The organism is Streptomyces sp. NPDC005803 (genome assembly GCF_040630435.1).
Taxonomy (GTDB): Bacteria; Actinomycetota; Actinomycetes; order Streptomycetales; family Streptomycetaceae; genus Streptomyces.
The window spans coordinates 293,049-318,335 of the sequence record NZ_JBEXXO010000002.1 but is presented as its reverse complement, the minus strand read 5'-3'; the positions used below and the strand labels follow the sequence as shown (position 1 = coordinate 318,335).

Genomic DNA, 25,287 nt, shown 5'->3' with positions numbered 1-25,287 from the left:
ACGGGACGCCCGTCAGGCGTCCGCCACCGAGTCGTAGCGCACCTCGTGGCGCCCCACACCCCGCGCGTCCGCGTCCACCGAACGGCGCAGGGCCTCATGGAGTTTGGCCGGAGTCAGCACACCGAGGAAGCGTGCCCCGTCCAGGACCGCCACCCACCCGGCGTCGTGCTGGAGCATCTCGCCGAACGCCTGCTTGAGCGGGGCGCCCACGGGCACCCACGCGTCCATCCGGCGGGCCGCCTCAGCCACTGTCCCGCGCTCCCCGGAGTTCCGCAGCGCGTCCGCCGACACCCAGCCGTGCAGTTCGCCGTCACCGTTCAGTACCACCGCCCACCGCGAGCGGGCGGCGCCGAGCCGGGCCGCCGCCACCGAGGCCCGCTCGTCCAGGCGGGCCACCGGCGGCTCCTCCAGGTCGTGCGGTTCGATCGTGGTGACCGACAGCCGCTTCAGCCCGCGGTCGGCGCCGACGAACCTCGCCACGTACGGGGTCGCCGGCGACCCGAGCACCGCACCCGGGCTGTCGAACTGCTCGATGCGCCCCTCCCCGTACACCGCGATCCGGTCGCCCATCCGCACCGCCTCCTCGATGTCGTGGGTGACCATCAGGACCGTCTTCCTGACGGCGGCCTGCAGGCTGAGGAACTCGTTCTGCAGCCGCTCCCGCACCACCGGGTCCACCGCGCCGAACGGTTCGTCCATCAGGAGCACCGGCGGGTCCGCCGCCAGGGCCCGCGCCACCCCGACCCGCTGGCGCTGGCCCCCGGAGAGCTGGGCGGGATAGCGCGAGCCGTACGTCCCGGGGTCCAGGCCGACCAGATCGAGCAGCTCCGCCGCGCGCGCCCGGGCCCGGGACCGCTTCCAGCCGACCAGCGCCGGTACCGTCGCGGTGTTGTCCAGGACGGTGCGGTGCGGAAAGAGCCCCACCTGCTGGATGACGTAGCCGATCCGGCGGCGCAGCTTCACGGGGTCGGTCTTCGCGATGTCCTGCCCGTCGACCAGGATCCGGCCCGAGGTCGGTTCGATCAGCCGGTTCACCATCATCATCGTGGTGGTCTTGCCGCACCCCGAGGGGCCGACCAGGGTGACCAGCTCCCCCTCGGCGACCTCGAAGGACAGTCCGTCGACGGCGGTCGTCCCGTCCGGGTAGACCTTGCCGACCTGCTCGAACCGGATCATGCCTGCACGGTAGGAGCCGGGCGGGGCCGCCGCACACGGGCCGGGCCCGTACGGGGCACGCCGGTGTGCTGAACTGTCCGGGAACCATCGATCCAGGAGCCCCCTTGAACAGCTACCGTCAGCCCGGCCTCGTCCTCACCGACCGTCACTTCACGGTGCCGCTCGACCACACCGACCCCGGCGGTGAGCAGATCGAGGTCTTCGGCCGCGAGGTGGTGGCCGGCTCCCGGGCCGGGGAGGGACTGCCGTGGCTGCTCTACCTGGAGGGCGGCCCCGGCTTCGGCGCCCGGCGCTTCACGGGGACCGAGGCCTGGCTGGGACGGGCGGTGAAGGAGTTCCGCGTGCTGCTCCTGGACCAGCGCGGCACCGGCCTGTCCACCCCGGCCAACCGGCAGACCCTGCCGCTGCGGGGCGGTCCGCGCGAGCAGGCCGACTACCTCACGCACTTCCGGTCCGACAGCATCGTGCGCGACTGCGAGCTGATCCGGCCGCAGCTGACCGGCGGCGCGCCCTGGACCGTCCTCGGCCAGTCCTTCGGAGGGTTCTGCGCGGTGCGGTACCTCTCGGCCGCCCCGGAAGGCCTCAGCACCGTCCTGATCACCGGAGGACTGCCCTCGCTCGACGGCCACGCGGACGACGTCTACCGGGCCGCGTACCCGAGGATCGAGCGGAAGGTGGCCGCGCACTACGCCCGTTACCCGCAGGACGTGGAGCGCGCCCGCGAGATCACCGCTCACCTCGCGGAGCACCGCCCGGAAAGCGCCGGACACCGGCTGACGCCCGAGGGATTCCAGTCCCTCGGCATCATGCTCGGCGGCGGCAACGGCAGCCACCAGCTGCACTACCTGCTGGAGAACGCCTTCGTCCGCACCCCGTACGGCAAGGAGCTCTCCGACACCTTCCAGGAGGCCATGCGCTCGGCCGGCTCGTTCGCCGGACACCCGCTGTACGCCCTCCTGCACGAGGCCAGCTACGGGCAGGACGAGCGCCCCACCGGCTGGGCGGCCGAGCGGGTCCGTGCCGAATTCCCGCAGTTCGACGCGACGGCGGCCCTCAAGGGCGACGGCCCGGTCCTGTTCACGGGCGAGAGCATCCACCCCTGGCACTTCGACGTCGACCCGGCACTGCGCCCGCTGCGCGAGACGGCGGAGCTGATCGCCGCCCGCGGCGACTGGGAGCCGCTGTACGACACCGCGCGTCTGGCCGCCAACGAGGTGCCGGTGGCCGCCGCCGTCTATCACGACGACATGTACGTGGACACGGCGCACGCGCTGCGCACCGCCGCCGCGATCCGCGGGCTGCGCACCTGGGTGACCGACGAGTTCGAGCACGACGGGCTGCGCGCGGGCGGACCGCGCGTGCTGGACCGGCTGCTCGCCCTCGTCCGCGACGAGGTCTGAGCCCTCCTACGGGGAAGGAGCCGGTCGCGCACGGAGTGCGACCGGCTCCTTCCCCGTTGAGGTGGATCAGCCCTGGAGGGCGTCCAGCGTCTCGTCCAGGTTCGCGGCGGAGCGCGGAGCACGGTTGTGCGGGAGCTTCGACAGCACCGCCGCCATGCCGCAGGTGTTCGTCACGGCGGAGAAGACGAGACCGGCTCCGACGCCGGCGGACAGCCAGCGCGCGGCCGGGCGCCGCACGCCCGCCAGCAGACCGGCCACGACGAGCGAGCCGGCCGCGAGCCGCACCTGGCGGTCCATCGGCCAGGTGGCCCGGCCGCCCTCCGGACGGTCGAGGCCATGGCCCTCGCCCTCCCAGGCGGAGGTGCCGCCGGAGAGGGTCGCGGCGTCGATGTCCGCCGCCGAGAGGATGTCGCAGGCCCGCGTGGAGCGGACACCGGACGCGCACACCACGAGCAGGTCGCCGCGCGCCGAGGCGGACTTCAGAGCGGGCACCGCCTCGGAGAGACGGTCGAGCGGGATGTTCAGGGCGCCGGGGACGTGCCCCGAGGCGTACTCGCCGGGGGCGCGTACGTCGATGACGGTGAACTCCGCGAGACGGGCGGCGGCCTGGGCGGGGGAGAGGGATACGGGGCTGGTCACGAGCAGTGTTTCCTTTCGTTCACCGGGTGTGAGGCAGAGACTCGGTCTCTCCTGCCCCGGACGGGCTAGAATACCCCTCGGGGTATGAAGAGGAGGATGTGTGGAACTCGACATGGCGGCCGATGAACTCAAATCGGTGCTCAACCGCCTGCGCCGCGCACAGGGCCAGCTCACCGGAATCATCAGGATGATCGAGGAAGGACGCGACTGCGAGGACGTCATCACCCAGATGGCGGCCGTTTCGCGGGCCCTCGACCGGGCCGGCTTCGCGATCATCGCGACGGGACTTCAGCACTGCATGGCCGACGGCGGCGGCGAACCCGCGGACCGGGACCAGATGCGCGCCCGGCTGGAGAAGCTCTTCCTCTCGCTGGCCTGAGGCCGGGCGGGCGGGCGGGCGGCACCGCCGCGCACGCCCCGTCCGGCACGGCGGCGTCGCTCCGCACGGCCGGCCGGGTCACATGACGGCCGGGTCACAGGACCGAGTCGACGAGCATGAACACGGCGACGGCCAGCAGCACCGCGCCGAAGACGCGTTGCAGCGAGTCCGTGGAGACCTTGGCGGCCAGCCGCTTCCCGTCCCAGGCGCCGAGCACCGCCGTCGCCGCGAACGGGGCGATGAGGGCCCAGTCCAGCGGCGTGGGCGTTGCGAGCCGCACGGCCAGCGCGGCCGTGGAGTTCACGATGATGACCAGCAGACTTGTGCCGACGGCCGCCCGCATCGGCAGGGCGAGGACGGTGACCAGCGCGGGAACGGCGAGGAAGCCGCCGCCCACCCCGAGCAGACCCGTCACCGCGCCGAGTCCGGCCCCGGCTCCGGCGGCCCTCCTGACCGGCACGGCGTCCGGCAGCCCCGCAGCCCGCGGCGTTCCGGCCGCGCGGAGCATCCGCACCCCGGCGACCACGGCGAGCACCGCGAAGGCCGCGGTCAGGACCCCGGAGGGGAGGCGCACCGACACCGCTCCGGCGAGCGCCGCCGGGACGATGCCCGCGGCCGCGAAGAGTCCGCCGGTGCGCCAGCGCACCAGCCCGTCCCGGGCGTGGGCGAGCAGGCCGGTGAGGGAGGTCGCGATGACGATGAGCAGGCCGGCGGTGGTGGCCGCGGCCGGGCCGAAGCCGAGGAGATAGATCAGTGCGGGCACGGCGATCACGCTGCCGCCGCCGCCCAGCCCGCCGAGCGCGAGCCCGACCACCGCGCCGGCGATCAGCGCCAGGACGAGCGAGGTCATGCGACGGTGCCCGCCGTCCCGCGCCGGTCGCGCACGGCAAAGCCGGCGGCCGCCCAGGCGGTCATGCCACCGGTGACATCGACGACGGACACCCCGCGGTCCGCGAGGACGCGGGCCGCCCGGCGGGACCGGTTGCCTGAGCGGCAGATCACCACCACGGGCCGGTCCGCGGGCGGGGGCAGCGGAGCCCCGCCGACCAGCGCGGACAGCGGCAGATGGACGGCTCCGGGAGCGTGGCCGGCGTCCCACTCGGACGTTTCGCGTACGTCCAGCAGCACGGCGGTGCCGTCGGCGGTCCGGCTCCGGGCCTGAGCGGCGCTGATCCGCCCGGGGCCGCGGCGGAAGAGAGACATCGGGAAAGACATGGGAAGTACTCCGAAAGGTGCGGGGTGCGGCTGCCCGCCTGCCGTGACGGCGGGCGGGCGCGGGGGGTTCAGGGCCTCGCCGTCAGGCGGCCGCGGGTCCCGGACCCGTGGGGGAGCGAGGCGCGCTCACGGTCAGGCCGGCCGCGGTGGCGGCGTCGAAGCCGTCGTCCACCGCCACGACCTCCCGGCCCGCGGCGTCCAGCAGCGAGGCGGCGATCGCCGCCCGCATGCCGCCCGCGCAGTGCACCCACACCACTCCCGGCGGCACCTCGTCCAGGCGACCGGGCAACGCGTGCACCGGGATGTGTACGGAGCCGGTGATCGCGCCGTCGCCGCGCTCGGCGGTGCGCCGGACGTCGAGAACGACGAGGTCCTCGCCCCGCTCCCGCGCCGACGCCAGGTCCGCGAAGGAGGCTCTGGGGAAGGTCCGGAGCTCCTCCGGTCCGCTCACCCACGCCTCCGGACCGCCGGTGGCCGCGGCCACCGGCCGGCCGACGCCCACCCGGGCCAGTTCGCGCTGTGCGTGAGCCAGTTCATCGGCCGTGCCCGCGAGCAGCGTGACCGGCCTGCCCCAGGGGATCAGCCAGGCCAGGTAGGTCGCGAGCTGTCCCTCGCCCTCGAAGTTGAACGATCCGGCCACATGCCCCTTCGCGAACGCCACCCGGCTGCGCAGGTCGACCACCCACTCGCCGGCCGCGAGCCGCCGGGCGATGTCCGGCGCCTCGGCCCGCGCCGGGGGTGTCAGGTCGATGGAGGGCGGGCCGGCCGCGTTCACGGGGCCCATGTGCGCGTAGTACGCGGGCACGTCGTCCAGTCCGGCCAGCAGTCCGGCGACGAAGGTGTCCACGTCCTCGACCAGGGCGGCGTTGCGTATCCGCTCCGCGCCGATGGTCGACGAGGTCCCCTCGGCGCGGGAGGAGGAACAGAAGCTGCCGAAGCCGTGCGTCGGCAGCACCTCGACCGCGTCGTCCAACTCGTCGGCGAGCCGCCGCACGGAGGTGTACTGGGCCCGTGCCAGCGCGCCGGTCAGCCGGGGCTCCACCAGATCGGGCCGGCCCACACCGCCGATCAGCAGCGAGCCGCCGGTGAACGCGGCCACGGCGTGGCCGTCCTCCTCCAGGACGTACGCCATGTGGTGCGGGGTGTGCCCCGGGGTGGCCAGCGCGCGCAGCGCGAGATCCCCGTCGACCGGTGCGGTGTCGCCGTCGGCCACCGGGGTCCGGGCGAAGGACACGGCCGCGGCGGCGGGTACCAGGTACGCGGCGCCGGTGACGCGCGCCAGTTCGAGTCCGCCGGTCACGTAGTCGTTGTGGAGATGCGTCTCGGCGACCGCGACGATCCGGACCCCGCGCACCGCGGCCGCCGCGATGACCCGGTCCATGTCGCGAGGCGGGTCCACCACCACGGCGGACCGCGCCCCTCCCGCCAGGTAACTGCGGTTGCCGAGGCCCGGTGTCTCGATGGTGTCGACGAAGAACACGACACGCTCCTTCCGTAAGGATGTACCCCCGGGGGTATTTCTACCGAGGTTAACATTGATACCCCCGGGGGTATTGTCGAGTCGAGTGAGGCGTGCGCGACACAGCGCCCCGCACGGCCGGGCCGGTTAGCCTGCCGACATGACGGAGCAGCTGGAACCCATGCCCACGGACTGGCAGCGCGCCCTCGCTGTCGTCGCTCACCCCGACGACCTGGAGTACGGCTGCGCGGCCGCCGTCGCCGGGTGGACCGACGACGGGCGTGACATCACCTACCTCCTCGCCACCCGGGGTGAGGCCGGGATCGACACGCTCGAACCGGAGAGGTGCGCGCCGCTGCGCGAGCAGGAGCAGCGCGCGAGCGCCGCGGTCGTCGGGGTGTCCAAGGTCGAGTTCCTCGACCACCACGACGGAGTGATCGAGTACGGCGTCGGCCTGCGCCGCGACATCGCGGCGGCCGTCCGCCGCCACCGGCCGGAACTGGTGATCACGATGAACCACCGTGACACCTGGGGCGGTGTCGCCTGGAACACCCCCGACCACCGTGCCGTCGGCCGGGCCACGCTGGACGCGGCGGCCGACGCCGGCAACCGCTGGATCTTCCCGGAGCTGACCGAGCAGGGCCTCGATCCGTGGGGCGGCGTGCGCTGGGTGGCCGTGGCCGGATCGTCCACGCCCACGCACGCCGTCGACGCGACGGCCGGCCTCGAACGGTCCGTGCGGTCGCTCCTGGCCCACCGCACCTACATCGAAGTCCTCACGGACGAGGACCCCGAGGCGTACTGCCGCACCTTCCTCACCGGCAACGCGCAGGCGTCCGCAGAGCGTTTCGGGGGCCGTCCGGCGGTCATGTTCGAGCTCTTCGCGCGCTGAGCACGGACGAGCCCTGGCCCCTGGGGGCAGGTCGCCGTACGCTGTGCCCCGGGACCAGAGCTGACGGAGCGTCAGCCGACGGAGGGGCGGTCGTGATCGACATCTCGGACCACGACATCCCGCCCGGCCAGGAGCGGATCACGCTCCGGACGGAGAACGGCGTGGGCCTGCTGACCCTGTGCAGGCCGGAGCAGCTCAACGGCTGGAGCTGGGAGTCCAGCAGGCAGCTCGGCATCATGGCCGACCGGCTGCGCTTCGACGACTCGGTCCGGGCGGTCCTGCTGCGAGGCGAGGGCCGGGCCTTCTGTGCCGGGATCGACGTCACCGCGCCCGGCGGCGACATCACGGGCCGCACCGGTGCCGAGCGCACCCAGCGCTACTACGAGGGCATCCGCTGGGCGCACGAACGCTTCGCCGCGTTCGCCGGGCTTCCGCAGCCGGTGATCGCCGCCGTGCAGGGCTACTGCCTCGGATTCGGCTTCGAACTCGCCCTCATGGCGGACATCCGGATCGCCGCCGACAACGCCGTGTTCGCGTTGCCCGAGGCGGGGATCGGAGTGGCGGTCGACGCCGGCGGCGACCTGCGGATCGCCCGTGAGGCGGGAGCGGGCTGGGCGAAGTACCTCGCGCTCACCGGCCGCCGGATCGACGCGGCGACCGCGGAGCGGATCGGCCTCCTCCAGGCCGTCACCCCCCTCGGGGAGCTGGAGGAGGCCGCACGGACCGCCGCCGAGGCCGTCGCGGGGAACGCTCCCCTCGCCGTGCGTCACATCAAGCGCTCCGTCGACGCCTATGCGGACGCCGGTCTCGGTGAGGCGCTGGACCGCACCGCCCTGGCCGCCGCCCTGACCCTCACCTCGCAGGACGCGGCGGAGGGCTATGCCGCGAAGGCGGCCCGCCGCCCGCCGCGCTTCGACGGGCTCTGATCCGCTTCTCCGTGGCCCGGCTCATTCGGCGCCGGGCAGGGTGAAGGGCCCGCGGCCCAGCTGTTCGCGCACCGGCACCACGGGCGGTGCGACCAGCGAGCGCCGCTGCCAGTTCGCCCCGTCGACCACCAGTGAATGGCCGGAGACGAACGCGGCGTACGGCGAGGCCAGGAACGTCGCGGCCCAGCCGAGTTCACGCGGCAGGCCCACCCGGAGCGCGGGCTGCCGCGCGCCGAGTTCCCGGCCGCCGGCCAGGGCCAGACCGCCGCGGATGTCGTCGCTCATGTCCTCGTGCGGCATCAGCCCCGGCACCAGCCCGTTGACGCGGATCCCGTACGGTCCCCACTCCACGGCGAGGGTCTCGACCAGGTTCTTCACCCCGGCCTTAGCGGCCGCGGAGTGCGCGTGTCCGGGGCCGCCCGTCCAGGCGTACGAGGCGCCGACGCACACGATCGACCCCGCGGTCCCGGCCGCGAGGTGACGCCGTCCGAACTCCCGGGTCATGAACCAGGTCCCGGTCAGGGTGATGTCGAGCACCGCCCGCCAGGCGTTGGGTGACAGGTCCTCGGCGGGGGAGGGGAAGTTGGCCGCCGCGTTGTTGACGAGCACGTCGGGCGGCCCCAGTTCGGCCCCGGCCGCGTCGAACACCTCCGTGATCCTGTCCGGGTCCCGGATGTCGCCCGGGACGGTCAGGACCCGGCCGCCCGTCAGGGGCGCCAACTCCTCCCGGGCGGCGGCCAGCCGCCCGGCGTTCCGGCCGACGAGCACCAGATCCGCTCCCAACCGGGCGAACTCCGCGGCGACGGCCTTGCCGAGCCCCGAGCCGCCGCCGGTCACCAGCACCACGCTCCCGTCGTACGTGCCGGCCGGTAACGCGCTCGCCCCCAGCGGGGGAGGAGCGGGGAGTCCGCGGGTGTGCACGCTCTCCGTCATGGCTGCATGAATACCGTCTCCAGAGACAAAAGGCCAGGTCCGCGCACTGATGTTGTCCAGACCATTGACATGTAAGCGCCAGACTGTTGAATTCAGTGTTGTTGTGTTGCGCGACTCTGGTGACTTGAGTGACCCATGGAGGATCTGTGACGCCTCGCCCACCCCGCCTCACCGCGATCGCCACGTCGGCGGCCCTGATCGTCGGTGGTCTGCTGGCCACCGGGCCCGCCGCTCAGGCAGCCGGCGGCAGGCCGGACGGCCCCCCGGCCAAGGCCCAGGACACCCCGCCCATCACCCCCACCCCGCAGTCCGTCGAGAACCGGCAGGACCGGATCACGATCACCCCCACCGTCACCCTCGTCGCCGGGGGGACGGTCGACGGGCCGACGCTCGACGTGGTGACGGCGGCCCTGCGCGACGCCGGTGCGCAGCGGGTCGTCCGCGCCGGCCGGCCGGCCGCGCACGGCCTCAACGTCCACGTCGGCGATGCCGGCGCACTCGCCGCCCAGAAGCTGGAAGGACCCTCCGAGCTGCCCGCCGACGGGTACGTCCTCGGTATCGGGGCGGGCCGTATCGTCCTCGCCGGCAAGGACACCACCGGCACCTACTACGCCGCGCAGACGCTGCGCCAGGTCCTCCCGCAGCGGCGGCAGCCGGGCGGCAAGGTCGCAGGCCTCGCGGTGCGCGACTGGCCCGGCACCGCGTTGCGCGGTGTCATCGAGGGCTTCTACGGCACCCCGTGGTCCCACGAGGCCCGCCTGGACCAGCTGGACTACTACGGCGAGCACAAGATGAACATCTACGTGTACTCGCCCAAGGACGACGCCTACCTCCGGGAGAAGTGGCGCGATGCGTACCCCGCCGACCGGTTGGCGCAGATCAAGGACCTCACCGACCGGGCGGTCCAGCGGCACGTGGAGTTCACCTACGCCCTCTCGCCCGGCCTGTCGGTCTGCTACAGCTCCGACGCGGACGTGCGGGCGCTCGTCGACAAGTTCCGAACGATCTGGGACATCGGGGTGCGCACCTTCGCGGTGCCGCTCGACGACATCAGCTACACCAACTGGAACTGTGACGCGGACAAGGCGAAATGGGGGACCGGCGGCGGTGCGGCGGGCGCCGCGCAGGCGTATCTGCTGAACCGCGTCAACCAGGAGTTCATCGCCACCCACCCCGGCGCCGAGCCGCTCCAGATGGTCCCGACCGAGTACTACAACGTGGCTCCCTCCCCGTACAAGACGGCCCTCTCCGAGCAGCTCGACCCGGACGTCCTCGTCGAGTGGACCGGTGTGGGCGTGGTCGCCCCGACCATGACGGTCGCCCAGGCCGACGCGGCCCGGAAGGTGTTCGGGCACCCCATCCTGACCTGGGACAACTACCCGGTGAACGACTACGCGACCAACCGGCTGCTGCTCGGACCGTTCAACGGCCGGGAGAAGGGACTGCCGGGCCGGCTGGCCGGAATCACCGCCAACCCGATGATCCAGCCGTACGCCTCGAAGCTCTCGCTGTACACCGTCGCGGACTACGCGTGGAACGACGGGGCGTACGACCCGCGCACCTCGTGGGGCAGGGGGCTCAAGGAGTACGCGGGCGGCGACCCCCGCACCGAGCGGGCGCTGCGCGCCTTCGCGGACGTCAACTACAGTTCGGCGCTCAACACCGACAAGGCCCCGGAGCTTTCCGCGGAGTTCGCCCGCTACTGGCAGTCCGGTGACGCCGAGCGGCTCACCTCCGTACTCGCCGCACTCGGCGCCACCCCCGCCCGGCTGCGCGCGGACCTCCCGGACCGGGGCTTCATCGACGACTCGGGTCCCTGGCTGGACGCCACCGAGTCCTGGGCGACCGCGGCCGGCACCGCCCTGCGCATGGTCGAGGCGGCCCGTGCCGGGAAGGGCGCCCAGGCCTGGGAGCTCCGCCAGCAGCTGCCCGCTCAGGTCGAGCGCGCCGAGTCCTTCACGTACACCGGGCTCGACGGGCGCAAGGTTCCGGTTCTCGTGGGGGACGGGAAGCTGGACGGGTTCATCGAGGCGGCCACCGCCGAGCACGACCGGATCCTCGGCGTGAGCGGCCGGCCGACGGCCTCGACGAGCCTCGGCACCTACCAGAGCAACACCCTTGCCAGGATGCTCGACGGCGACGACTCCACCTACTTCTGGAGCGACGGGGCGCCCGCCGCGGGCGACCAGCTCACCGTGGACCTGGGGGAGGCGAGGGACATCAGCGGGGTCACCCTCGCGATGGCCAAGCCCGGCAGCACCGACGACTACCTCCACGCGGGGGTGCTCGAGTACTCCGCCGACGGACAGAACTGGACGCGGCTCACCGAGTTCTCCGGCCGGCCGGACGTCACCGCCGCCGTGCCCGCCGGCACCGAGGCCCGCTACGTGCGGGCCAGGGCGACCGCCGGCCAGAACAGCTGGCTCGTCGTACGGGAGTTCCACGTGGCGTCGACGGACGGCGAGATCACGGGCAACCCGCCGGCCGCCGCCGGATCGGTGCTGCGTTCGGCGGCCGACGGTGATCCGGCCAGCGTGTACCGGGCCGAGCGCGCGCCCGAGGCGGGCGAGTCGCTGCAGGTGGGTCTCGTCGGCACGCGTGCGGTCGGGGCGGTCACCGTCCTCCAGCCGGCCGGGTCCGTGGCCGCGGCCGACATCCAGTTGCGCGGCGCGGACGGGAGCTGGCGGACCATAGGCACGCTCGACGGTCCGTACACGAGGATCGACGCGGCGGGCCGGAGCGCCGACGCGGTGCGACTGGCCTGGCACGCGGGCTCCGCGGCGCCCCGGATCGCGGAGGTGGTGGTCGGGAAGTAGCGGCAGGCGCGTCCGTACCGACCGGTCCGCCCGGCCGGTGCGGGCCGCTTGCCCTGGCCCGACGGCAGCCAGGCGGCGGCACGCACCTCGATCGGCGACGTCGGTCTTCACGGCCCCCACCGGGTCGTGAAGACCGACGTGCCGCCGGTTTCGGCCCGGCACCGCCCCTCATGCGCGGTCCTGAGGGGTGCTCCGTCATGTCGCCCGCACGGTCTGCGGTTCCGCGCGGCCGGTGCCGCGAGGCGGAGCCCACGCCGACCGCGTCGGCATCCGGCTCATGGGCTCCGTGCCGACGGGCGCACCGGGCCAGGTCCCGCTCGCACGGCTCCTCCCCGGCCCGAGGGGACGCCCCTCGTGATCACTTCCGGGTGACCGGGCCGGGCATCGACCGACGGGCTGCCCGAAAGGGAGAGCCCGAAAGGGACCCCGGAACCAGGGAGTCACGCCCGGGACCGGCTGCGCTCGGGCACGACGAGCGGTCCGCATCCGCGTCCACCCGGCTCCCGGACGCGCCGCCGGCGTCCCTCCTGGGGCCGGGCCGCGCACCCGCCCCTGCCGACGCACGGCCGAATCGGTCACCCGCGGGTTGTTCCCACAGGAGCAAGCGACCGCTTAGTATGCCCCGGAGCAGTGGTAATGCCGACAGTGTTGTGGAGGCCCCTCATGCAGGCATGGCGAGTGCACCGGAACGGCGAGCCGAGCGAGGTGATGCGGCTCGAAGAAGTGGACCGGCCGACGCCCGGCGACGGGCAGGTGCTCATCGAAGTGCTCGCGGCGAACATCAACTTCCCCGACGCGCTGCTCTGCCGCGGCCAGTACCAGGTGCGGCCCCCGTTGCCCTTCACGCCCGGGGTGGAGATCTGCGGCAGGACCGAGGACGGGCGCCGGGTGCTCGCCACCCCAGCCCTGCCGAACGGTGGCCTCGCCCAGTACGTCGTCGTGGACGAGGCGGCCCTGCTGCCGGCGCCCGAGGCCCTGGACGACGCCGAGGCGGCCGCCCTGCACATCGGCTACCAGACGGGCTGGTTCGGACTGCACCGCAGGGCGCGCCTCCAGGCCGGTGAGACCCTTCTCGTCCACGCCGCCGCAGGCGGGGTCGGCAGTGCGGCCGTCCAGCTCGGCAAGGCCGCCGGTGCCACCGTCATCGGTGTGGCCGGAGGCCCCGAGAAGGCCAAGGCCGCCGCCGAACTCGGCTGCGACCTCGTCATCGACCGGCGTACCGAGGACATCGTCGCCGCGGTCAAGGAGTTCACCGGCGGCCGGGGCGCCGACGTGGTGTACGACCCGGTCGGCGGAGACGCGTACGCCAAGTCCGTGAAGTGCATCGCCTTCGAGGGCCGGGTGATCGTCGTCGGCTTCGCGAGCGGCGTCATCCCCACCCCGGGCCTCAACCACGCCCTGGTGAAGAACTACTCGGTCCTCGGTCTCCACTGGGGCCTGTACAACACGAAGGACCCGCAGGCGGTCCGCGACTGCCACGAAGAACTCACCCGGCTCGCCGCCCAGGGCATCGTCAAGCCGCTGATCAGCGAGCGGGTCGCGATGGACGGGGCAGCGGCCGCCGTCCAGCGCGTCGCCGACGGCACCAGCACCGGCCGCATCGTCGTCCTTCCGTCAGGAGCCGCCCGATGACCGCCCCGGACGCCGCCGAACTGCGCCGCCGCACCCGCGAACTGCTCGCCGAGCACCCCCCGGCCACCACCGCCCGCACGGACTTCCTCAAGGCGCGCTTCGACGCCGGTCTCGCCTGGGTGCACTATCCGGCCGGACTCGGCGGGCTGGACGCCCCCCGCTCCCTCCAGCCCGTCGTCGACGCCGAACTCGCCGCGGCCGACGCTCCGGACAACGACCCCCGCCGGATCGGCATCGGCCTCGGCATGGCCGCCCCGACCGTCCTCGGCTTCGGCACGGACGAGCAGAAGCAGCGCTTCCTGCGCCCCCTCTGGGTCGGCGAGGAGGTCTGGTGCCAGCTCTTCAGCGAGCCGGGCGCCGGCTCGGACCTGGCCGCCCTCGGCACCCGTGCCGTGCGCGACGGGGACGAGTGGGTCGTCGACGGGCAGAAGGTCTGGACGTCCAGCGCCCATGTGGCGCGCTGGGCGATTCTCATCGCCCGCACCGACCCCGAGGTCCCCAAGCACCGCGGCATTACCTACTTCGTCTGCGACATGACCGACCCCGGCGTCGAGGTGCGGCCCCTGCGTCAGATCACCGGCGAGGCCGAGTTCAACGAGGTCTTCCTCACCGGCGTCCGCATCCCCGACAGCCGCCGGCTCGGCGCGGTCGGCGAAGGCTGGAAGGTCGCGCAGACGACCCTGATGAACGAGCGCGTCTCCATCGGAGGGTCCCGCATCCCGCGCGAGGGCGGCATGATCGGCCCCGTCGCCCGGACCTGGCGCGAACGCCCCGAACTGCGCACCCACGACCTCCACCAGCGCCTGCTGACCCTCTGGGTCGAGGCCGAGGTCGCCCGTCTCGCCGGCGAGCGCCTGCGCCAGCAGCTCGTCGCCGGACAGCCGGGACCCGAGGGCTCCGGAATGAAACTCGCCTTCGCCCGCCTCAACCAGGAGATCAGCGGCCTCGAAGTCGAACTCCTCGGCGACGAAGGTCTGCTGTACAGCGACTGGACCATGCGCCGCCCGGAACTCGTCGACTTCACCGGGCGTGACGCCGGCTACCGCTACCTCCGCTCCAAGGGCAACTCCATCGAGGGCGGCACGAGCGAGGTACTGCTCAACATCGTCGCCGAACGCGTGCTGGGCCTGCCCGCCGAGCCGCGCAACGACAAGGACGTCGCCTGGAAGGACCTGTCCCGATGACCGCACAGACCGAACCGAGCCAGGCGCCCGACCTGCTGTACTCGGAGGCGGAGGAGGATCTGCGGGCCGCGGTCCGCTCCCTGCTCGCCGACCGGGCCGACGCGCCGACGGTGATCGCCCGCACCGAGGCCGACACGCCGTACGACCCGCAGCTCTGGAAGGCCCTCGCCACCGACATCGGCGCCGCCGGCCTGCTGGTTCCCGAGAAGCTCGGCGGACAGGGCGCCACTCACCGCGAAGCCGCCGTCGTCATCGAGGAACTCGGACGCAGTGTCGCCCCGGCGCCCTACCTGACCAGCTCCGTCGTCGCCACCGAGACGCTCCTGGCGCTCGGCGCGGGTGACGGACCGGTGGGCGCACTGCTCGCCGACCTGGCCGCGGGCCGCAAGGTCGCGGTGCTCGCCGTGCCCTTCTCCGCCGCGGCGTCCGGCACGCCGGTGGTGAGCGGCACCCTCGACGGAACACTCGGGCCGGTCGCCGACGCGGCCGCCGCCGACGTGCTGCTGGTCCCCACCACCGACGGCCTGTACGCGGTCGACGCGGACGCGACCGGTGTCACGGTCCAGCCCCTCGTCCCGCTCGACCTCACCCGCCCGCTCGCCACCGTGACCTTCACCGGCGCCACCGGCACCCGCCTCGCGGACGCCGGGGCGGCCCGGGCCGCGGTGGACCGGGGGCTGCTGGCCGGTGCCGGACTGCTCGCCTCGGAGCAGCTCGGACTCGCCGAGTGGTGCCTCACCGAGACGGTCCGGCACACCCGGGAGCGCCATCAGTTCAACCGCCCGGTCGGTTCCTTCCAGTCCCTCAAGCACCGCATGGCGCAGCTCTGGCTGGAGGTGGTCTCGGCGCGGGCAGCCGCGCGGAACGCCGCCGACGCGCTGGCGACGGGCAGCCCCGAGGCGCCGTTGGCCGTGGCCGTGGCGCAGGCGTACTGCTCCAGGGTCGCCGTCCACGCGGCGGAGGAGTGCGTCCAGTTGCACGGCGGCATCGGGATGACCTGGGAGCACCCCGCGCACCTGTACCTGAAGCGGGCCAAGGCCGACGCGACCGCCTTCGGCACGGCGGGCCGGCACCGCGAGACCGTGGCCGCCCTGATGGAGCTGCCCGCGCCGTAGCGCAGCCGGCCGGATCCGGAGCGGGGGTGCGTGTCCACGCACCCCCGCTCCGTCGTGCGGCGCCCCCGGGCCGGGGGCGTGCGGTTTCGTACGGATCCGGCCACGGCGGGCGGAACGTGGGCCGACGGACGGGCGGCGAACGAGACAACTCTCCTCGTCAGCACCCCGGTTCAGGCGCGGCCCTTTCATACTCGGTCGCGTCCGCCCGTCCTGCACGCCTCGCAACCGGGAGATCCCATGGCGTTCCCCACCCGCCGCCGCGTCGTCACCACCGCACTGGCCACCGCGGCCGCGGGCACCTTCGTACCCCTTCGGACGGCCACCGCGAGCGAAGCCCCGCGCCCCCGGGGCCCCCGGCCGCTGCCCAGGGCGCACGCGCACAACGACTATCTGCACCCGCGCCCCCTCCACGACGCCCTGGCACAGGGATTCACCAGCGTCGAGGCCGACATCTTCCTCGTGGACGGCGAACTGCTCGTCGCCCACGAGGCCACCGACCTCGACCCCGCCCGGACCCTCTCCGCGCTCTACCTCGATCCACTCCTCGCCCGGGTCCGGGCCAACCACGGGACCGTGTTCCGCGGTGACCGCACACCCGTGCAGCTGCTGATCGACATCAAGACGGACGGCGCCGCCGCCTACGCGGAACTCGACCGGCAACTCCGGGACCACCGCGCGATGCTGACCTCGTACCGGCACGGCCGGGTGCGGCCCGGAGCCGTCACCGCCGTCGTCTCGGGCGACCGGGCCGCCCGTGCCCCGATGGAGGCCCAGCGCACCCGGTACGCCTTCTACGACGGCAGGCTGGACGACCTCGGCACCGCGGCCACGGCCTCCTTCATCCCCCTCATCAGCAGCAGTTGGACCGGCACGTTCAGCTGGTACGGCGCCGGTCCCGTCCCGCCCGCCGAACGGGACGCCCTGCGGGCGATCACCGCCGCCGCGCACCGCGGGGGACAACGCGTGCGCTTCTGGGCCACGCCCGACGCACCGGGCCCCGAGCGCGAAGCGGTCTGGGCCGAGCTGCTGGCGGCGGGGGTGGACCACCTCAACACCGACGACCTGGTGGGACTCGCCCGCTTCCTCCGTACCCAGGACCGGCGTTCGCGGTGAGCCGAACCCCGCCCCGGGGCGGGACCTGAGTCGTGCCCGTCCGGCGGGTGCGCCGTATCCGTACCCGTTTGGCGGACACGCCAGTGCGCCGGACGGCTCCTTCGCTCCGCCAAACTGACGGCGAATGCCGCAATTCCGGCGCGGCGAAGGAGGTTGGCCATGGCCATTTCGATCTCACTGGTGCTGCTTCTGCTGATCCTTGCGGTGATCTTCCTCCGCAACGGCGGGCTGAAGATCTCGCACGCCCTGGTCTGCGCCCTCCTCGGGTTCTTCCTCGCGGGCACGAGCATGGCCCCCACCATCCAGGAGGGCATCACGGCCACCGCGGACGTCGTCAGCAGCATCAAGCCCTGACCGCGTCGCCGTACCGGCACCACCGGACAGTGTCCGCAGCGCCGTGGCCAGCCGGTCCCTCGCCGCCGTCTGGGCGGCGATCCGCGCCTCCAGGACGGCCAGCCGCTCACGGGCGACCCGCAGCCCCCGCTCCGAGGGCGCGGCCGCGACGACATCGCCGTCCAGGCAGGGCAGGAACAGCTGAACGTCGTCCAACGTGAGCCCGGCGGCCAGCAGATGACGGATGTTGCGGACCCGGACCACCGTCCGCTCCTCGTACACGCGGTATCCGTTGGCCGCCCGCCGCGAGGAGATCAGCCCGGCCTGCTCGTAGTGGCGCACCGCACGCGCGGTCGTGCCGGTCGCCTCGGCGAGTTCACCGATCAGCACTCCCACCACCCCCGCGCGCAGTCCTATCACGCCACCACCGCGCCACCGTCGACCGGGAGAATCACACCGGTGACGAACGAGGCGTCCCGTGAAGCGAGATGGATGATCGAGTGGGCCACGTCCTCCGGCCTGCCGAGCCGGCCCAGTGGTGTGTGCGCCAGTTGCCATGCGCGCAGTGCTGTCAGCTGCTGAGGGGTCAGCCCCTGGTGCTCCCCGATCGGTGTGACGATCGCGCCGGGGGCGACCGCCACCACGCGGATGCCACGCGGGGCGAGCTCGACCGCCCAGCTGCGGGTGAGCAGTTCCAGGGCTGTCTTGGTCGCCGCGTAGACGGAACTGCCGGGCCAGGCCCGTTGCCCGATCGACGTGCTGACGTTCACGATGACCCCGCCGGCAGCCTCCAGCAGGGGCAGTGCGGCCTGGGAGAGCAGCACGGGCGCGACCAGGTTGGTGGCGATCTGCGGCTCGATCCTTTCGGCGGAGAGGGTGCCGAGAGCGCCACTGTGGACCACGGCGGCGTTGTTGACCAGCACATCGAGCCGGCCGTACGTGTCCCGCGCGAAGCGCACGATGCGCTCGGGCTCGCCGGGGCCGGTGACGTCGGCGACCAGCGGCACGATCCGGTCGTCGCCGGCGGCGGTCTCGCCGAGCGGTCCGGGCCGCCGGCCGACGGCGAGCACGGTGGCCCCCTCGGCGGCGAAGGCGCGGGCGGTGGCACGGCCGATACCGGTTCCGGCTCCGGTGACGGCGACGATCCTGCTGACGGGCGCTGCTGAGCTGCTGTTCATGCCGTGATCGTGCAACCCTGCCGCCAACGGCAAGGTCAAACAGCGGCGTTCCCTCGCTCATGATCGGTCCCGCTCAGCACCGAATGGTGATCACGCCGATCAGCCCCGTACCTGATGCGGCCGGCCGGGGACCATCGGCATGCGGGTGTGCAACGGTCCGGTGGGGCGCGGGGCGGGTCGGACCGCGGCCCCGTCCGGCGCGGCAACGGCCGCCGGGTATCGCACCGAACAGGCCCCGGAGAGCGCAGCCATGTCATTTCCTCGTCCCGGACGCGATCCGGGTGCGGTCCATCACGAACACTGCAACAGCGGCCGCTGCTGCCGGTGCCAGCAGCGTCCCTGGGCGACCGTCGTCGGCAGCGAACGCCTGTGCGGACTCTGCGCTTCCTGCTGCCGCGAGTGCGGCCGGGCACCCGCCCCGCACCTGGAGGGGCTCGACCACGGGCTCTGCGGCGACTGCCGCGGACTGTGCGGCCGTTGCGGGACGCCTGTCGCCTCCGACGGCGACTGCCGGTGTTCGCGCCGGCAGCGGCCGGCGGCCGATCCGGTCGGCTACCTTCTCCAGGCGCTGCCGCCGCAGCTCGTACGGGAGTTCCGCGGCCGCTACCCGAACGAACTGGTCGCACTGATCCGGCGGGAACTGGGCCGGCGCACCCCCGGCCAACTCCTGGACCGGGTCGAGCGGCGGTGGAACGCACGGTGGTCCCACACGCTGCAGGAGAAGGACGAGGAAGGGCGCCGCCGACAGCCCTTGGAGATCGCCGAACAACTGCTCCGGCCGCCGCTCTGCGCCGAGCCGCGGTGCGAGGACGGACGGCTGATCACCACCGACTCCCCATGTCCGCGCTGCGCAGACCCGAAGCACCGCTTCGTGCCGGCCCAGGCCGGCCACAGGGCCGCCCCGGACCGGGCCAGGACCACGGCCGCCGCCATCAGGCGCGAGATGCTGGACCGCCGTACCGGCGGGCGGCGTTGAGGGAACGCCCGTACGGCGACGAGCGGGCCCCCCTTCACCGTCTCTCCCGACCGTACGGTGTACGTCCGCGTCCGCCACGCCACGTGGCGGTCCACGGCACACGGTGGCTCCGAGGGGAGCCGCGCGGCGCTCAGCCACCCGCCGCCCAGGCGTAACGGTGTTCGGGCCGGCCGGTGTCGCCGTACTTCAGGCTGAGGCTGATCCGGCCCGCGCCCTCCAGGTACTTGAGATAGCGATGGGCGGTCGACCGGCTCAGGCCGGCCCTGGCCGCCACCTCGTGCGCGGACAGGGGTTCGGCAGCCGCCGACAGCACCTGGCGGATCACGTCGGCGGTGGGCGCCGAATGCCCCTTGGGCAGGCCCGATCCCGGCATGGAGTCCGGGGTGCGCAAGGCCCCGAAGATCTGGTCGACCTGCTCCTGGCCGGCCTCGCCCCGGCGGCTCTCCACACCCTCCAGCGTGCGGCGCAGCGTCGCGTAACTCTCCAGCTTGGAACGCAGACCGGCGAAGCTGAACGGTTTGACCAGATACTGCAGCGCCCCGTACCGCATCGCCGTCCGCACGGTCACGACATCGCGGGCGGCCGTCACCATGATGACGTCGGCCGGGTGGCCGAGCCGGCGCAGCTCCCGCACGAGCGTCAGGCCCGTCCGGTCCGGCAGATAGTGATCGAGCAGGATCAGGTCCACGTGGTCGCGGTCCAGAACGGACAGGGCCTGCGCGGCCGTGTGCGCGCGCGTGACGACGCGGAACCCGGGCACCTTGGCCACGTACGCCGCGTTGATCTCCGCCACGCGGAAGTCGTCGTCCACCACCAGAACGTCGATCACTGCGACTCTCCCACTTCGCTCAACCGCCGTACGGCGAGTGCCTCGGGCAGGACGACGGTGAAGACCGCCCCGCCCCCGGCCCTCGCCGTGATCCGGGCCACCCCGCCGTAGCGCTCGGCGAGGCGGCGCACCAGCGCCAGTCCGAGGCCCCGCTCCCGGTGGGAGGGGGACTCCTTGGTGGACCAGCCCTCCGTGAAGACCTGTTCCCGCATCGCGACCGGCACCCCTGGGCCGTTGTCGCTGACCCGCAGCACCGCGTCGGCGCCTTCGGCGAGGAGCTCCACCTCGACCAGCGTGGCGACGTCCAGGGCGTTGTCGATGAGGTTGCCCAGGACCGTCACCAGATCGCGCGGGTCCACCACGACATCGGGCAGCCGGGTGGCGGGGGAGATGCGCAGCGACGCGCCGCGTTCGGCGGCGACGGACGACTTGCCCACCAGCAGGGCCGACAGCAGCGGGTCGCTCACGCGCTCGGCGACCTGCTCGGCCGAGGCCCGGCGCCCGTCCGCCACCTCGGTGACGAACTCCACCGCGGCCTCGTGGCGGCCGAGCTCCAGCAGCCCCAGCAACGTGTGCAGACGGTTGGCGTGCTCGTGGTCCTGGGCCCGGAGCGCGTCGAGCAGACCGTGCGTGGAGTCCAGTTCACGGCCCAGGAGTTCGAGCTCGGTGCGGTCGCGCAGCGTCACGACCGCACCTCCGTCTCCGGTCGGCATGCGATTGGCGATCAGCACCCGCCCCCGGCAGACCGTGAGGAGATTCGCACCGTCCACCCTGCCCGCCAGCACCTCCGCCGTACGGCCCGGCGCCAGCACCTCGGCCAGGGGCCGGCCCACCGCCTCCGGGGTGAGGTCCAGCAGCCGCTGCGCCTCGTCGTTGAGCAGCCGGATCCGGCCGCGGGCGTCCAGCGCCAGCACGGCCTCACGGATGCTGTGCAGCATGGCCTCGCGCTCGTCCAAGAGTGAGGAGATGTCGGCGAAGGCGAGACCGTGGGTGTTGCGCTGCAGGCGACGGGAGACGGCGAGGGCCGCCAGTACCCCGGCGGCCAGTGCGGCGCCCGCGTACTGCAGGAGAGCCGGAATGGTGCCCAGCAGCCCCTGCCGGACGCTCTTGTACGCGATGCCCACCGAGACGGCCCCGACGACCGTGCCGTGCCGGTCGCGCAGCGGGACCTTGGCGCGGGCCGAGCGGCCCAGGGTGCCGCTGTCGATCTGCATGATCTCGCGGCCGGACAGCGCCGTGCTCGGGTCGGTCGACACATGCCGGCTGATCCGGTCGGCCTCGGTGTGCGACCAGCGCACCCCCCGGGTGTCCATCACCACGATGTACAGCGCCCCGGTGGCCCGCCGGATCTGCTCCGCCTCGGCCTGCACGGGTCCGGACGGACTGGGCTCGGAGCTCAGCAGTTTGTCCACCAGCCCGGGTTCGGCGGCGGTGGTCTGGGCGATGGACAGGGCACGGCGCATCGCCTGGTCGTCCAGCTCGTGGCTGAGGGGGGCCAGGAAGAGTCCGGTGACGAGCATGACCACGCCCGCGGTGATGACCACCTGGGTCAGCAGGACCTGGGCGAAGACACGACGGGGCCAGTGGATCCGCATGCCGTCGCCCCTCTGCCCGTTCGCCGCCCTCGAATCCGGTGTTCCGATTCGTTCCGTGTGCACGCAACGTAATCGCACCCGACCCCGCTGCCTAGCCCCCGTCCCCGCTTCGTTGTACGGGCGTGAGCACAATGGGCACAACCACGGGTTACGGGCACAACCCGCGGTTGTGGGCGCAAGGCTCCCGCCCGCGCCGGGCCGCCCCTAGCGTCCCGCCCCATGAACAGCGAAACGAGCCCCGCCATCGAGCTGCGGGGGGCGAGCAAAGCGTTCCGGACTCCCTCGGGGGCGCTCCACACCGCCGTACGGGATCTGGACCTGACGATCGGCAGGGGCGAGTTCGTCGCCGTGGTCGGACCGACCGGATGCGGCAAGTCGACCACCCTGACCCTGATCAGCGGGCTGGAGGAGCCCACCGAAGGGGAGGTGCTGGTGGCCGGCCGGCCGGTGCGCGGCATCGGCGACAAGGTCGGCTTCGTCTTCCAGCAGGACGCGGTCTTCCCCTGGCGGACCGTCCTGTCGAACGTGATGGCCGGGCCCCGCTTCCGGGGCGTGCCGAAGGCCGAGGCGAAGGAACGCGCCCGGGCGTGGCTGGCCAGGGTCGGCCTGACCTCGTTCGAGGACCGCTATCCGCACCAGCTCTCCGGCGGGCAGCGCAAACGGGTCGCCCTGGCGGCCACGTTCGTCAACGACCCGGAGATCCTGCTGATGGACGAGCCGTTCTCGGCGCTCGACGTGCAGACCCGGGCCCTCATGTCCGACGAACTGCTGGAGCTGTGGGCGGGCACGGGCGCCTCCGTCGTCTTCGTCACCCATGACCTGGAGGAATCCATCGCCCTGGCCGACAAGGTCGTCGTGATGACCGCGGGCCCGGCCACCGTCAAGGAGGTCTTCGAGATCGGGCTGCCGCGCCCGCGCAAGGTCGAACAGGTGCGGCTGGAACCGAGGTTCCTGGACATCTACCGCGAGATCTGGGCCTCCCTGGGCGAAGAGGTCCGCATCACGCGCGAGAGGGGTGCCGCGGATGCCGCCTGAGACCGCCACCGTGAAGACGACCGTCACCGCCACCGGACGGACCGCCGCCCGGGCCCGGGCGGCCCGTAACCGCCGGATGCTCGTGCTGGGCAGCCGGATCGCCGTGCTGGTCGCGGTCGTCGGGCTCTGGGAGTGGCTGGCAAGGACCGCCGTCATCGATCCGTTCAACTTCTCGATGCCCTCGAAGATCTGGGACCAGATCCGCATCTGGGTGACCGACGGCACCGCCCAGGGCTCGCTGTGGGAACAGATCTGGTACACCCTCTACGAGGCGCTGCTCGGCTGGGTCATCGGGGTCGTCGCCGGTGTTCTCCTGGGCATCGCGCTCGGCCGCGTCCGCTTCGCCGCCGACGTGCTCGGCCCGTACATCAAGGTGCTCAACGCGCTGCCCCGGATCGTCCTCGCCCCGATCTTCCTGATCTGGTTCGGCCTCGGCCCGGCGTCCAAGGTCGCCTCGGCCGTGGTCCTGGTGTTCTTCCCCGTGTTCTTCAACGCCTTCCAGGGCGCGAGGGAGGTCGACCGCAACCTCGTCGCCAACTCCCGCATCCTGGGCGCCAGTAACCGCCAGGTGACCCTTCAGGTGGTCGTCCCGTCGGCCACCTCGTGGATCTTCACCAGCCTGCACGTCAGCTTCGGGTTCGCCCTGATCGGCGCGATCGTCGGTGAGTACATCGGCGCGACCAAGGGGCTGGGCCTGCTGGTCGCCGCCTCCCAGGGCACCTTCAACTCGGCCGGCGTCTACGCGGCGATGGTCATCCTCGCGATCGTCGCCCTGCTCGCCGAAGGGCTGCTCACCTTCCTGGAGAAGCAGCTCTTCCGCTGGAAGCCGGCCGACGCGGACACCGCCCGCTGACCCGCACGGGACCGCTCTTCCGCTCCTCCCCTCAGCGAAACCACTTCACAAGGACGTGAACCAGATGCGTATGTCCCCCCGGATCCCGGCACTCGCCGTCGCCGGAGTGCTCGCCGCAGCGAGCCTGACCGGTTGCGGAGGCGATTCCACCTCCGCGTCCGGTGACAAGAACGACAAGGTCAAGATCATGGTGGGCGGCTTGGACAAGGTCATCTACCTGCCCGCGATGCTCACCGAGCGTCTGGGCTACTTCAAGGACGAGGAGGTGTCGGTCCAGCTGCTGACCGAGCCCGCCGGCGTCCAGGCCGAGACCGCCCTGGTCTCCGGAGACGTCCAGGGCACCGTGGGCTTCTACGACCACACCCTCGACCTCCAGGTGAAGGGCAAGCAGGTCGAGTCCGTGGTCCAGTTCTCCCAGGCGCCCGGCGAGGTCGAGATCGTCTCCAGCCAGGCAGCGGGCGACATCACGTCGGCCGAGGACTTCAAGGGCAGGAAGCTCGGCGTGACCGGTCTCGGCTCGTCCACCGACTTCCTGACGAAGTACCTCGCCGTGCACAACGGCGTGAAGACCAGCGAGTTCACTCCCGTGGCGGTCGGAGCCGGGCAGACCTTCATCTCCGCGCTCCAGCAGGGTTCCATCCAGGGAGGGATGACCACCGATCCGACCGTGGCCACCATCCTGGACAAGAAGCTCGGCAGCATCCTCATCGACATGCGGACCCCGGAGGGCTCCAAGGAGGCGCTCGGCGGGCTCTACCCCTCGTCGAGCCTCTACATGCAGACCGAGTGGGTCGACAGCCACAAGAAGACCGTGCAGAAGTTGGCCAACGCCTTCGTGAAGACCCTGAAATGGATGTCCACCCACAGCGCGGACGAGATCGCCGCGAAGATGCCCGCCGACTACGCACAGGGGGGCGGCGCCGCTCTCTACGCACAGTCCATCAAGAGCACCCTGCCCATGTTCACCACGGACGGCGTGATGCCCCCGGACGGGCCCGCCACCGTCGAGCGGGTCCTCAAGGCCTTCAACCCCAACCTGAAGAACGCCGACGTGGACCTCTCCAAGACCTACACGACGGAGTTCGTGAAGAAGGCCGGCTGACCCGGGCCGCCCTCACGCCTCGGTGCGCGCACGCCATCGCGTACGCGCACCGAGGCATGCGCGTGGACACGGGTCTACTCGGTGGCGACTTCCCCGGCCGCGTGCTCCGGCCCGGGCAGTGCGGCCGGAACCGTCGCCGCCTTGCCCCGCCGGACCGCTTCCACCACGGCTTCGTGCAGCGTACGGCTGGCCTTCTCCGTCGGACAGGGGACGGGACTTCCCGCCATCGTGAACCAGTCGGCCGCGTCGGTGTACTGCACGGTGATCTGCGCCGTGCCCTCGGCCCAAGTGGTGTGGACGGTCAGGTCGCCGGACAGCGGCCCGACCTCCTCGGTGAGCACGCCGCCGTGCCCCGAGTAAACTCCGCGTGTCGTCCAGGACGCCCAGGTCATGCAACAAGGCTCGCACCAAAGCCGGCGTATCGCGACCCACGGACGGCACGCCCCGGGACCGCGCGGTCCCGAGGGGCGGGACGGTGGGGCCCGACGGCGAACCGCGGGTGGATTT

At 72.8% G+C, this 25,287-nt stretch carries 24 protein-coding genes and 1 pseudogene; 14 read left to right on the top strand and 11 right to left on the bottom strand.

From position 1 onward, the window contains the following. Window positions 1-12: 12 nt before the first annotated feature. Window positions 13-1,176 carry a betaine/proline/choline family ABC transporter ATP-binding protein gene (locus tag ABZ454_RS04125; RefSeq protein ID WP_359535978.1) on the bottom strand — a complete coding sequence of 388 codons (1,164 nt, stop codon included), beginning with the start codon at window positions 1,174-1,176 and terminating at the stop codon, window positions 13-15. A gap of 104 nt (window positions 1,177-1,280) precedes the next feature. On the opposite strand from ABZ454_RS04125, the gene ABZ454_RS04120 reads away from it, so the two are divergent. After that, the gene (locus ABZ454_RS04120) at window positions 1,281-2,576 is read left to right on the top strand and encodes an alpha/beta fold hydrolase (RefSeq protein ID WP_359535977.1); all 1,296 of its coding nucleotides are present in this window, start codon (window positions 1,281-1,283) and stop codon (window positions 2,574-2,576) included. A 66-nt stretch (window positions 2,577-2,642) separates the two neighbouring features. Here the strand turns inward: ABZ454_RS04120 and ABZ454_RS04115 are convergent, their stop codons facing one another. Continuing rightward, a complete protein-coding gene (locus ABZ454_RS04115; RefSeq protein WP_356316354.1) occupies window positions 2,643-3,215 on the bottom strand; it encodes a rhodanese-like domain-containing protein in 573 nt (190 codons plus the stop codon). A gap of 100 nt (window positions 3,216-3,315) precedes the next feature. Here ABZ454_RS04115 and ABZ454_RS04110 point away from each other — a divergent pair, with 100 nt between their 5' ends. Then, window positions 3,316-3,594: a metal-sensitive transcriptional regulator gene (locus ABZ454_RS04110; protein WP_327365242.1), complete on the top strand. Its 279-nt coding sequence runs from the start codon at window positions 3,316-3,318 to the stop codon at window positions 3,592-3,594. 94 nt (window positions 3,595-3,688) lie between these two features. On the opposite strand, the gene ABZ454_RS04105 is transcribed toward ABZ454_RS04110, so the two are convergent. From ABZ454_RS04105 to ABZ454_RS04095, 3 genes are all read right to left on the bottom strand, one after another. After that, window positions 3,689-4,444: a sulfite exporter TauE/SafE family protein gene (locus ABZ454_RS04105; RefSeq protein WP_359535976.1), complete on the bottom strand. Its 756-nt coding sequence runs from the start codon at window positions 4,442-4,444 to the stop codon at window positions 3,689-3,691. After that, a complete protein-coding gene (locus ABZ454_RS04100) occupies window positions 4,441-4,797 on the bottom strand; it encodes a rhodanese-like domain-containing protein (RefSeq protein ID WP_356316523.1) in 357 nt (118 codons plus the stop codon). The genes ABZ454_RS04105 and ABZ454_RS04100 overlap by 4 nt, the downstream gene beginning before the upstream one ends. A gap of 94 nt (window positions 4,798-4,891) precedes the next feature. Continuing rightward, a complete protein-coding gene (locus ABZ454_RS04095; RefSeq protein WP_359535975.1) occupies window positions 4,892-6,289 on the bottom strand; it encodes an MBL fold metallo-hydrolase in 1,398 nt (465 codons plus the stop codon). Between the two features lie 139 nt (window positions 6,290-6,428). On the opposite strand from ABZ454_RS04095, the gene ABZ454_RS04090 reads away from it, so the two are divergent. Beyond that, a complete protein-coding gene (locus tag ABZ454_RS04090; protein ID WP_359535974.1) occupies window positions 6,429-7,160 on the top strand; it encodes a PIG-L deacetylase family protein in 732 nt (243 codons plus the stop codon). Window positions 7,161-7,252: 92 nt separating this feature from the next. Then, complete coding sequence (locus tag ABZ454_RS04085) at window positions 7,253-8,086, top strand: enoyl-CoA hydratase/isomerase family protein (RefSeq protein ID WP_359535973.1); 834 nt, start codon at window positions 7,253-7,255, stop codon at window positions 8,084-8,086. Between the two features lie 21 nt (window positions 8,087-8,107). On the opposite strand, the gene ABZ454_RS04080 is transcribed toward ABZ454_RS04085, so the two are convergent. Continuing rightward, window positions 8,108-9,019, bottom strand: coding sequence for an SDR family oxidoreductase (locus ABZ454_RS04080; protein ID WP_356316365.1), 912 nt, complete (start codon window positions 9,017-9,019; stop codon window positions 8,108-8,110). A gap of 146 nt (window positions 9,020-9,165) precedes the next feature. On the opposite strand from ABZ454_RS04080, the gene ABZ454_RS04075 reads away from it, so the two are divergent. The 6 genes from ABZ454_RS04075 (at window position 9,166) to ABZ454_RS04050 (ending at window position 17,233) form a co-directional block, all read left to right on the top strand. Continuing rightward, on the top strand, window positions 9,166-11,835 hold the full coding sequence (locus tag ABZ454_RS04075; RefSeq protein WP_359535972.1) for a beta-N-acetylglucosaminidase domain-containing protein: 2,670 nt from the start codon (window positions 9,166-9,168) through the stop codon (window positions 11,833-11,835). A gap of 663 nt (window positions 11,836-12,498) precedes the next feature. Next, on the top strand, window positions 12,499-13,467 hold the full coding sequence (locus ABZ454_RS04070) for an NADPH:quinone oxidoreductase family protein (RefSeq protein ID WP_359535971.1): 969 nt from the start codon (window positions 12,499-12,501) through the stop codon (window positions 13,465-13,467). Next, window positions 13,464-14,651 carry an acyl-CoA dehydrogenase family protein gene (locus ABZ454_RS04065; protein WP_359535970.1) on the top strand — a complete coding sequence of 396 codons (1,188 nt, stop codon included), beginning with the start codon at window positions 13,464-13,466 and terminating at the stop codon, window positions 14,649-14,651. Before ABZ454_RS04070 ends, ABZ454_RS04065 begins: the two co-directional genes overlap by 4 nt. After that, window positions 14,648-15,766, top strand: a complete 1,119-nt coding sequence (locus ABZ454_RS04060; protein WP_359535969.1) for an acyl-CoA dehydrogenase family protein — start codon at window positions 14,648-14,650, stop codon at window positions 15,764-15,766. Before ABZ454_RS04065 ends, ABZ454_RS04060 begins: the two co-directional genes overlap by 4 nt. Before the next feature lie 237 nt (window positions 15,767-16,003). Continuing rightward, window positions 16,004-16,879 (top strand): phosphatidylinositol-specific phospholipase C/glycerophosphodiester phosphodiesterase family protein, encoded by an 876-nt coding sequence (locus tag ABZ454_RS04055; RefSeq protein ID WP_359535968.1) that lies wholly within the window; start codon window positions 16,004-16,006, stop codon window positions 16,877-16,879. A 159-nt stretch (window positions 16,880-17,038) separates the two neighbouring features. Beyond that, window positions 17,039-17,233, top strand: a complete 195-nt coding sequence (locus ABZ454_RS04050; RefSeq protein WP_356316377.1) for a hypothetical protein — start codon at window positions 17,039-17,041, stop codon at window positions 17,231-17,233. A gap of 33 nt (window positions 17,234-17,266) precedes the next feature. On the opposite strand, the pseudogene ABZ454_RS04045 reads toward ABZ454_RS04050, so the two are convergent. Together ABZ454_RS04045 and ABZ454_RS04040 are read right to left on the bottom strand one after the other, a co-directional pair. Then, window positions 17,267-17,602: pseudogene (locus ABZ454_RS04045) on the bottom strand (MerR family transcriptional regulator); the annotation flags it as partial. 26 nt (window positions 17,603-17,628) lie between these two features. After that, window positions 17,629-18,390, bottom strand: a complete 762-nt coding sequence (locus ABZ454_RS04040) for an SDR family oxidoreductase (protein ID WP_359535967.1) — start codon at window positions 18,388-18,390, stop codon at window positions 17,629-17,631. Between the two features lie 250 nt (window positions 18,391-18,640). On the opposite strand from ABZ454_RS04040, the gene ABZ454_RS04035 reads away from it, so the two are divergent. Further along, window positions 18,641-19,366 carry a hypothetical protein gene (locus ABZ454_RS04035; protein ID WP_356316381.1) on the top strand — a complete coding sequence of 242 codons (726 nt, stop codon included), beginning with the start codon at window positions 18,641-18,643 and terminating at the stop codon, window positions 19,364-19,366. Between the two features lie 130 nt (window positions 19,367-19,496). On the opposite strand, the gene ABZ454_RS04030 is transcribed toward ABZ454_RS04035, so the two are convergent. Together ABZ454_RS04030 and ABZ454_RS04025 are read right to left on the bottom strand one after the other, a co-directional pair. Next, a complete protein-coding gene (locus ABZ454_RS04030) occupies window positions 19,497-20,195 on the bottom strand; it encodes a response regulator (protein ID WP_359535966.1) in 699 nt (232 codons plus the stop codon). Then, on the bottom strand, window positions 20,192-21,790 hold the full coding sequence (locus ABZ454_RS04025; RefSeq protein WP_356316385.1) for a sensor histidine kinase: 1,599 nt from the start codon (window positions 21,788-21,790) through the stop codon (window positions 20,192-20,194). The genes ABZ454_RS04030 and ABZ454_RS04025 overlap by 4 nt, the downstream gene beginning before the upstream one ends. Before the next feature lie 219 nt (window positions 21,791-22,009). Between ABZ454_RS04025 and ABZ454_RS04020 the strand changes: the two genes are divergently transcribed. From ABZ454_RS04020 to ABZ454_RS04010, 3 genes are all read left to right on the top strand, one after another. After that, window positions 22,010-22,825 (top strand): ABC transporter ATP-binding protein, encoded by an 816-nt coding sequence (locus tag ABZ454_RS04020; RefSeq protein ID WP_359535965.1) that lies wholly within the window; start codon window positions 22,010-22,012, stop codon window positions 22,823-22,825. Continuing rightward, a complete protein-coding gene (locus ABZ454_RS04015; RefSeq protein WP_356316390.1) occupies window positions 22,815-23,678 on the top strand; it encodes an ABC transporter permease in 864 nt (287 codons plus the stop codon). Before ABZ454_RS04020 ends, ABZ454_RS04015 begins: the two co-directional genes overlap by 11 nt. Window positions 23,679-23,742: 64 nt before the next feature. After that, on the top strand, window positions 23,743-24,780 hold the full coding sequence (locus ABZ454_RS04010; RefSeq protein WP_359535964.1) for an ABC transporter substrate-binding protein: 1,038 nt from the start codon (window positions 23,743-23,745) through the stop codon (window positions 24,778-24,780). Between the two features lie 74 nt (window positions 24,781-24,854). Here the strand turns inward: ABZ454_RS04010 and ABZ454_RS04005 are convergent, their stop codons facing one another. Continuing rightward, window positions 24,855-25,172 (bottom strand): hypothetical protein, encoded by a 318-nt coding sequence (locus tag ABZ454_RS04005; protein ID WP_356316395.1) that lies wholly within the window; start codon window positions 25,170-25,172, stop codon window positions 24,855-24,857. Window positions 25,173-25,287: the final 115 nt, after the last annotated feature.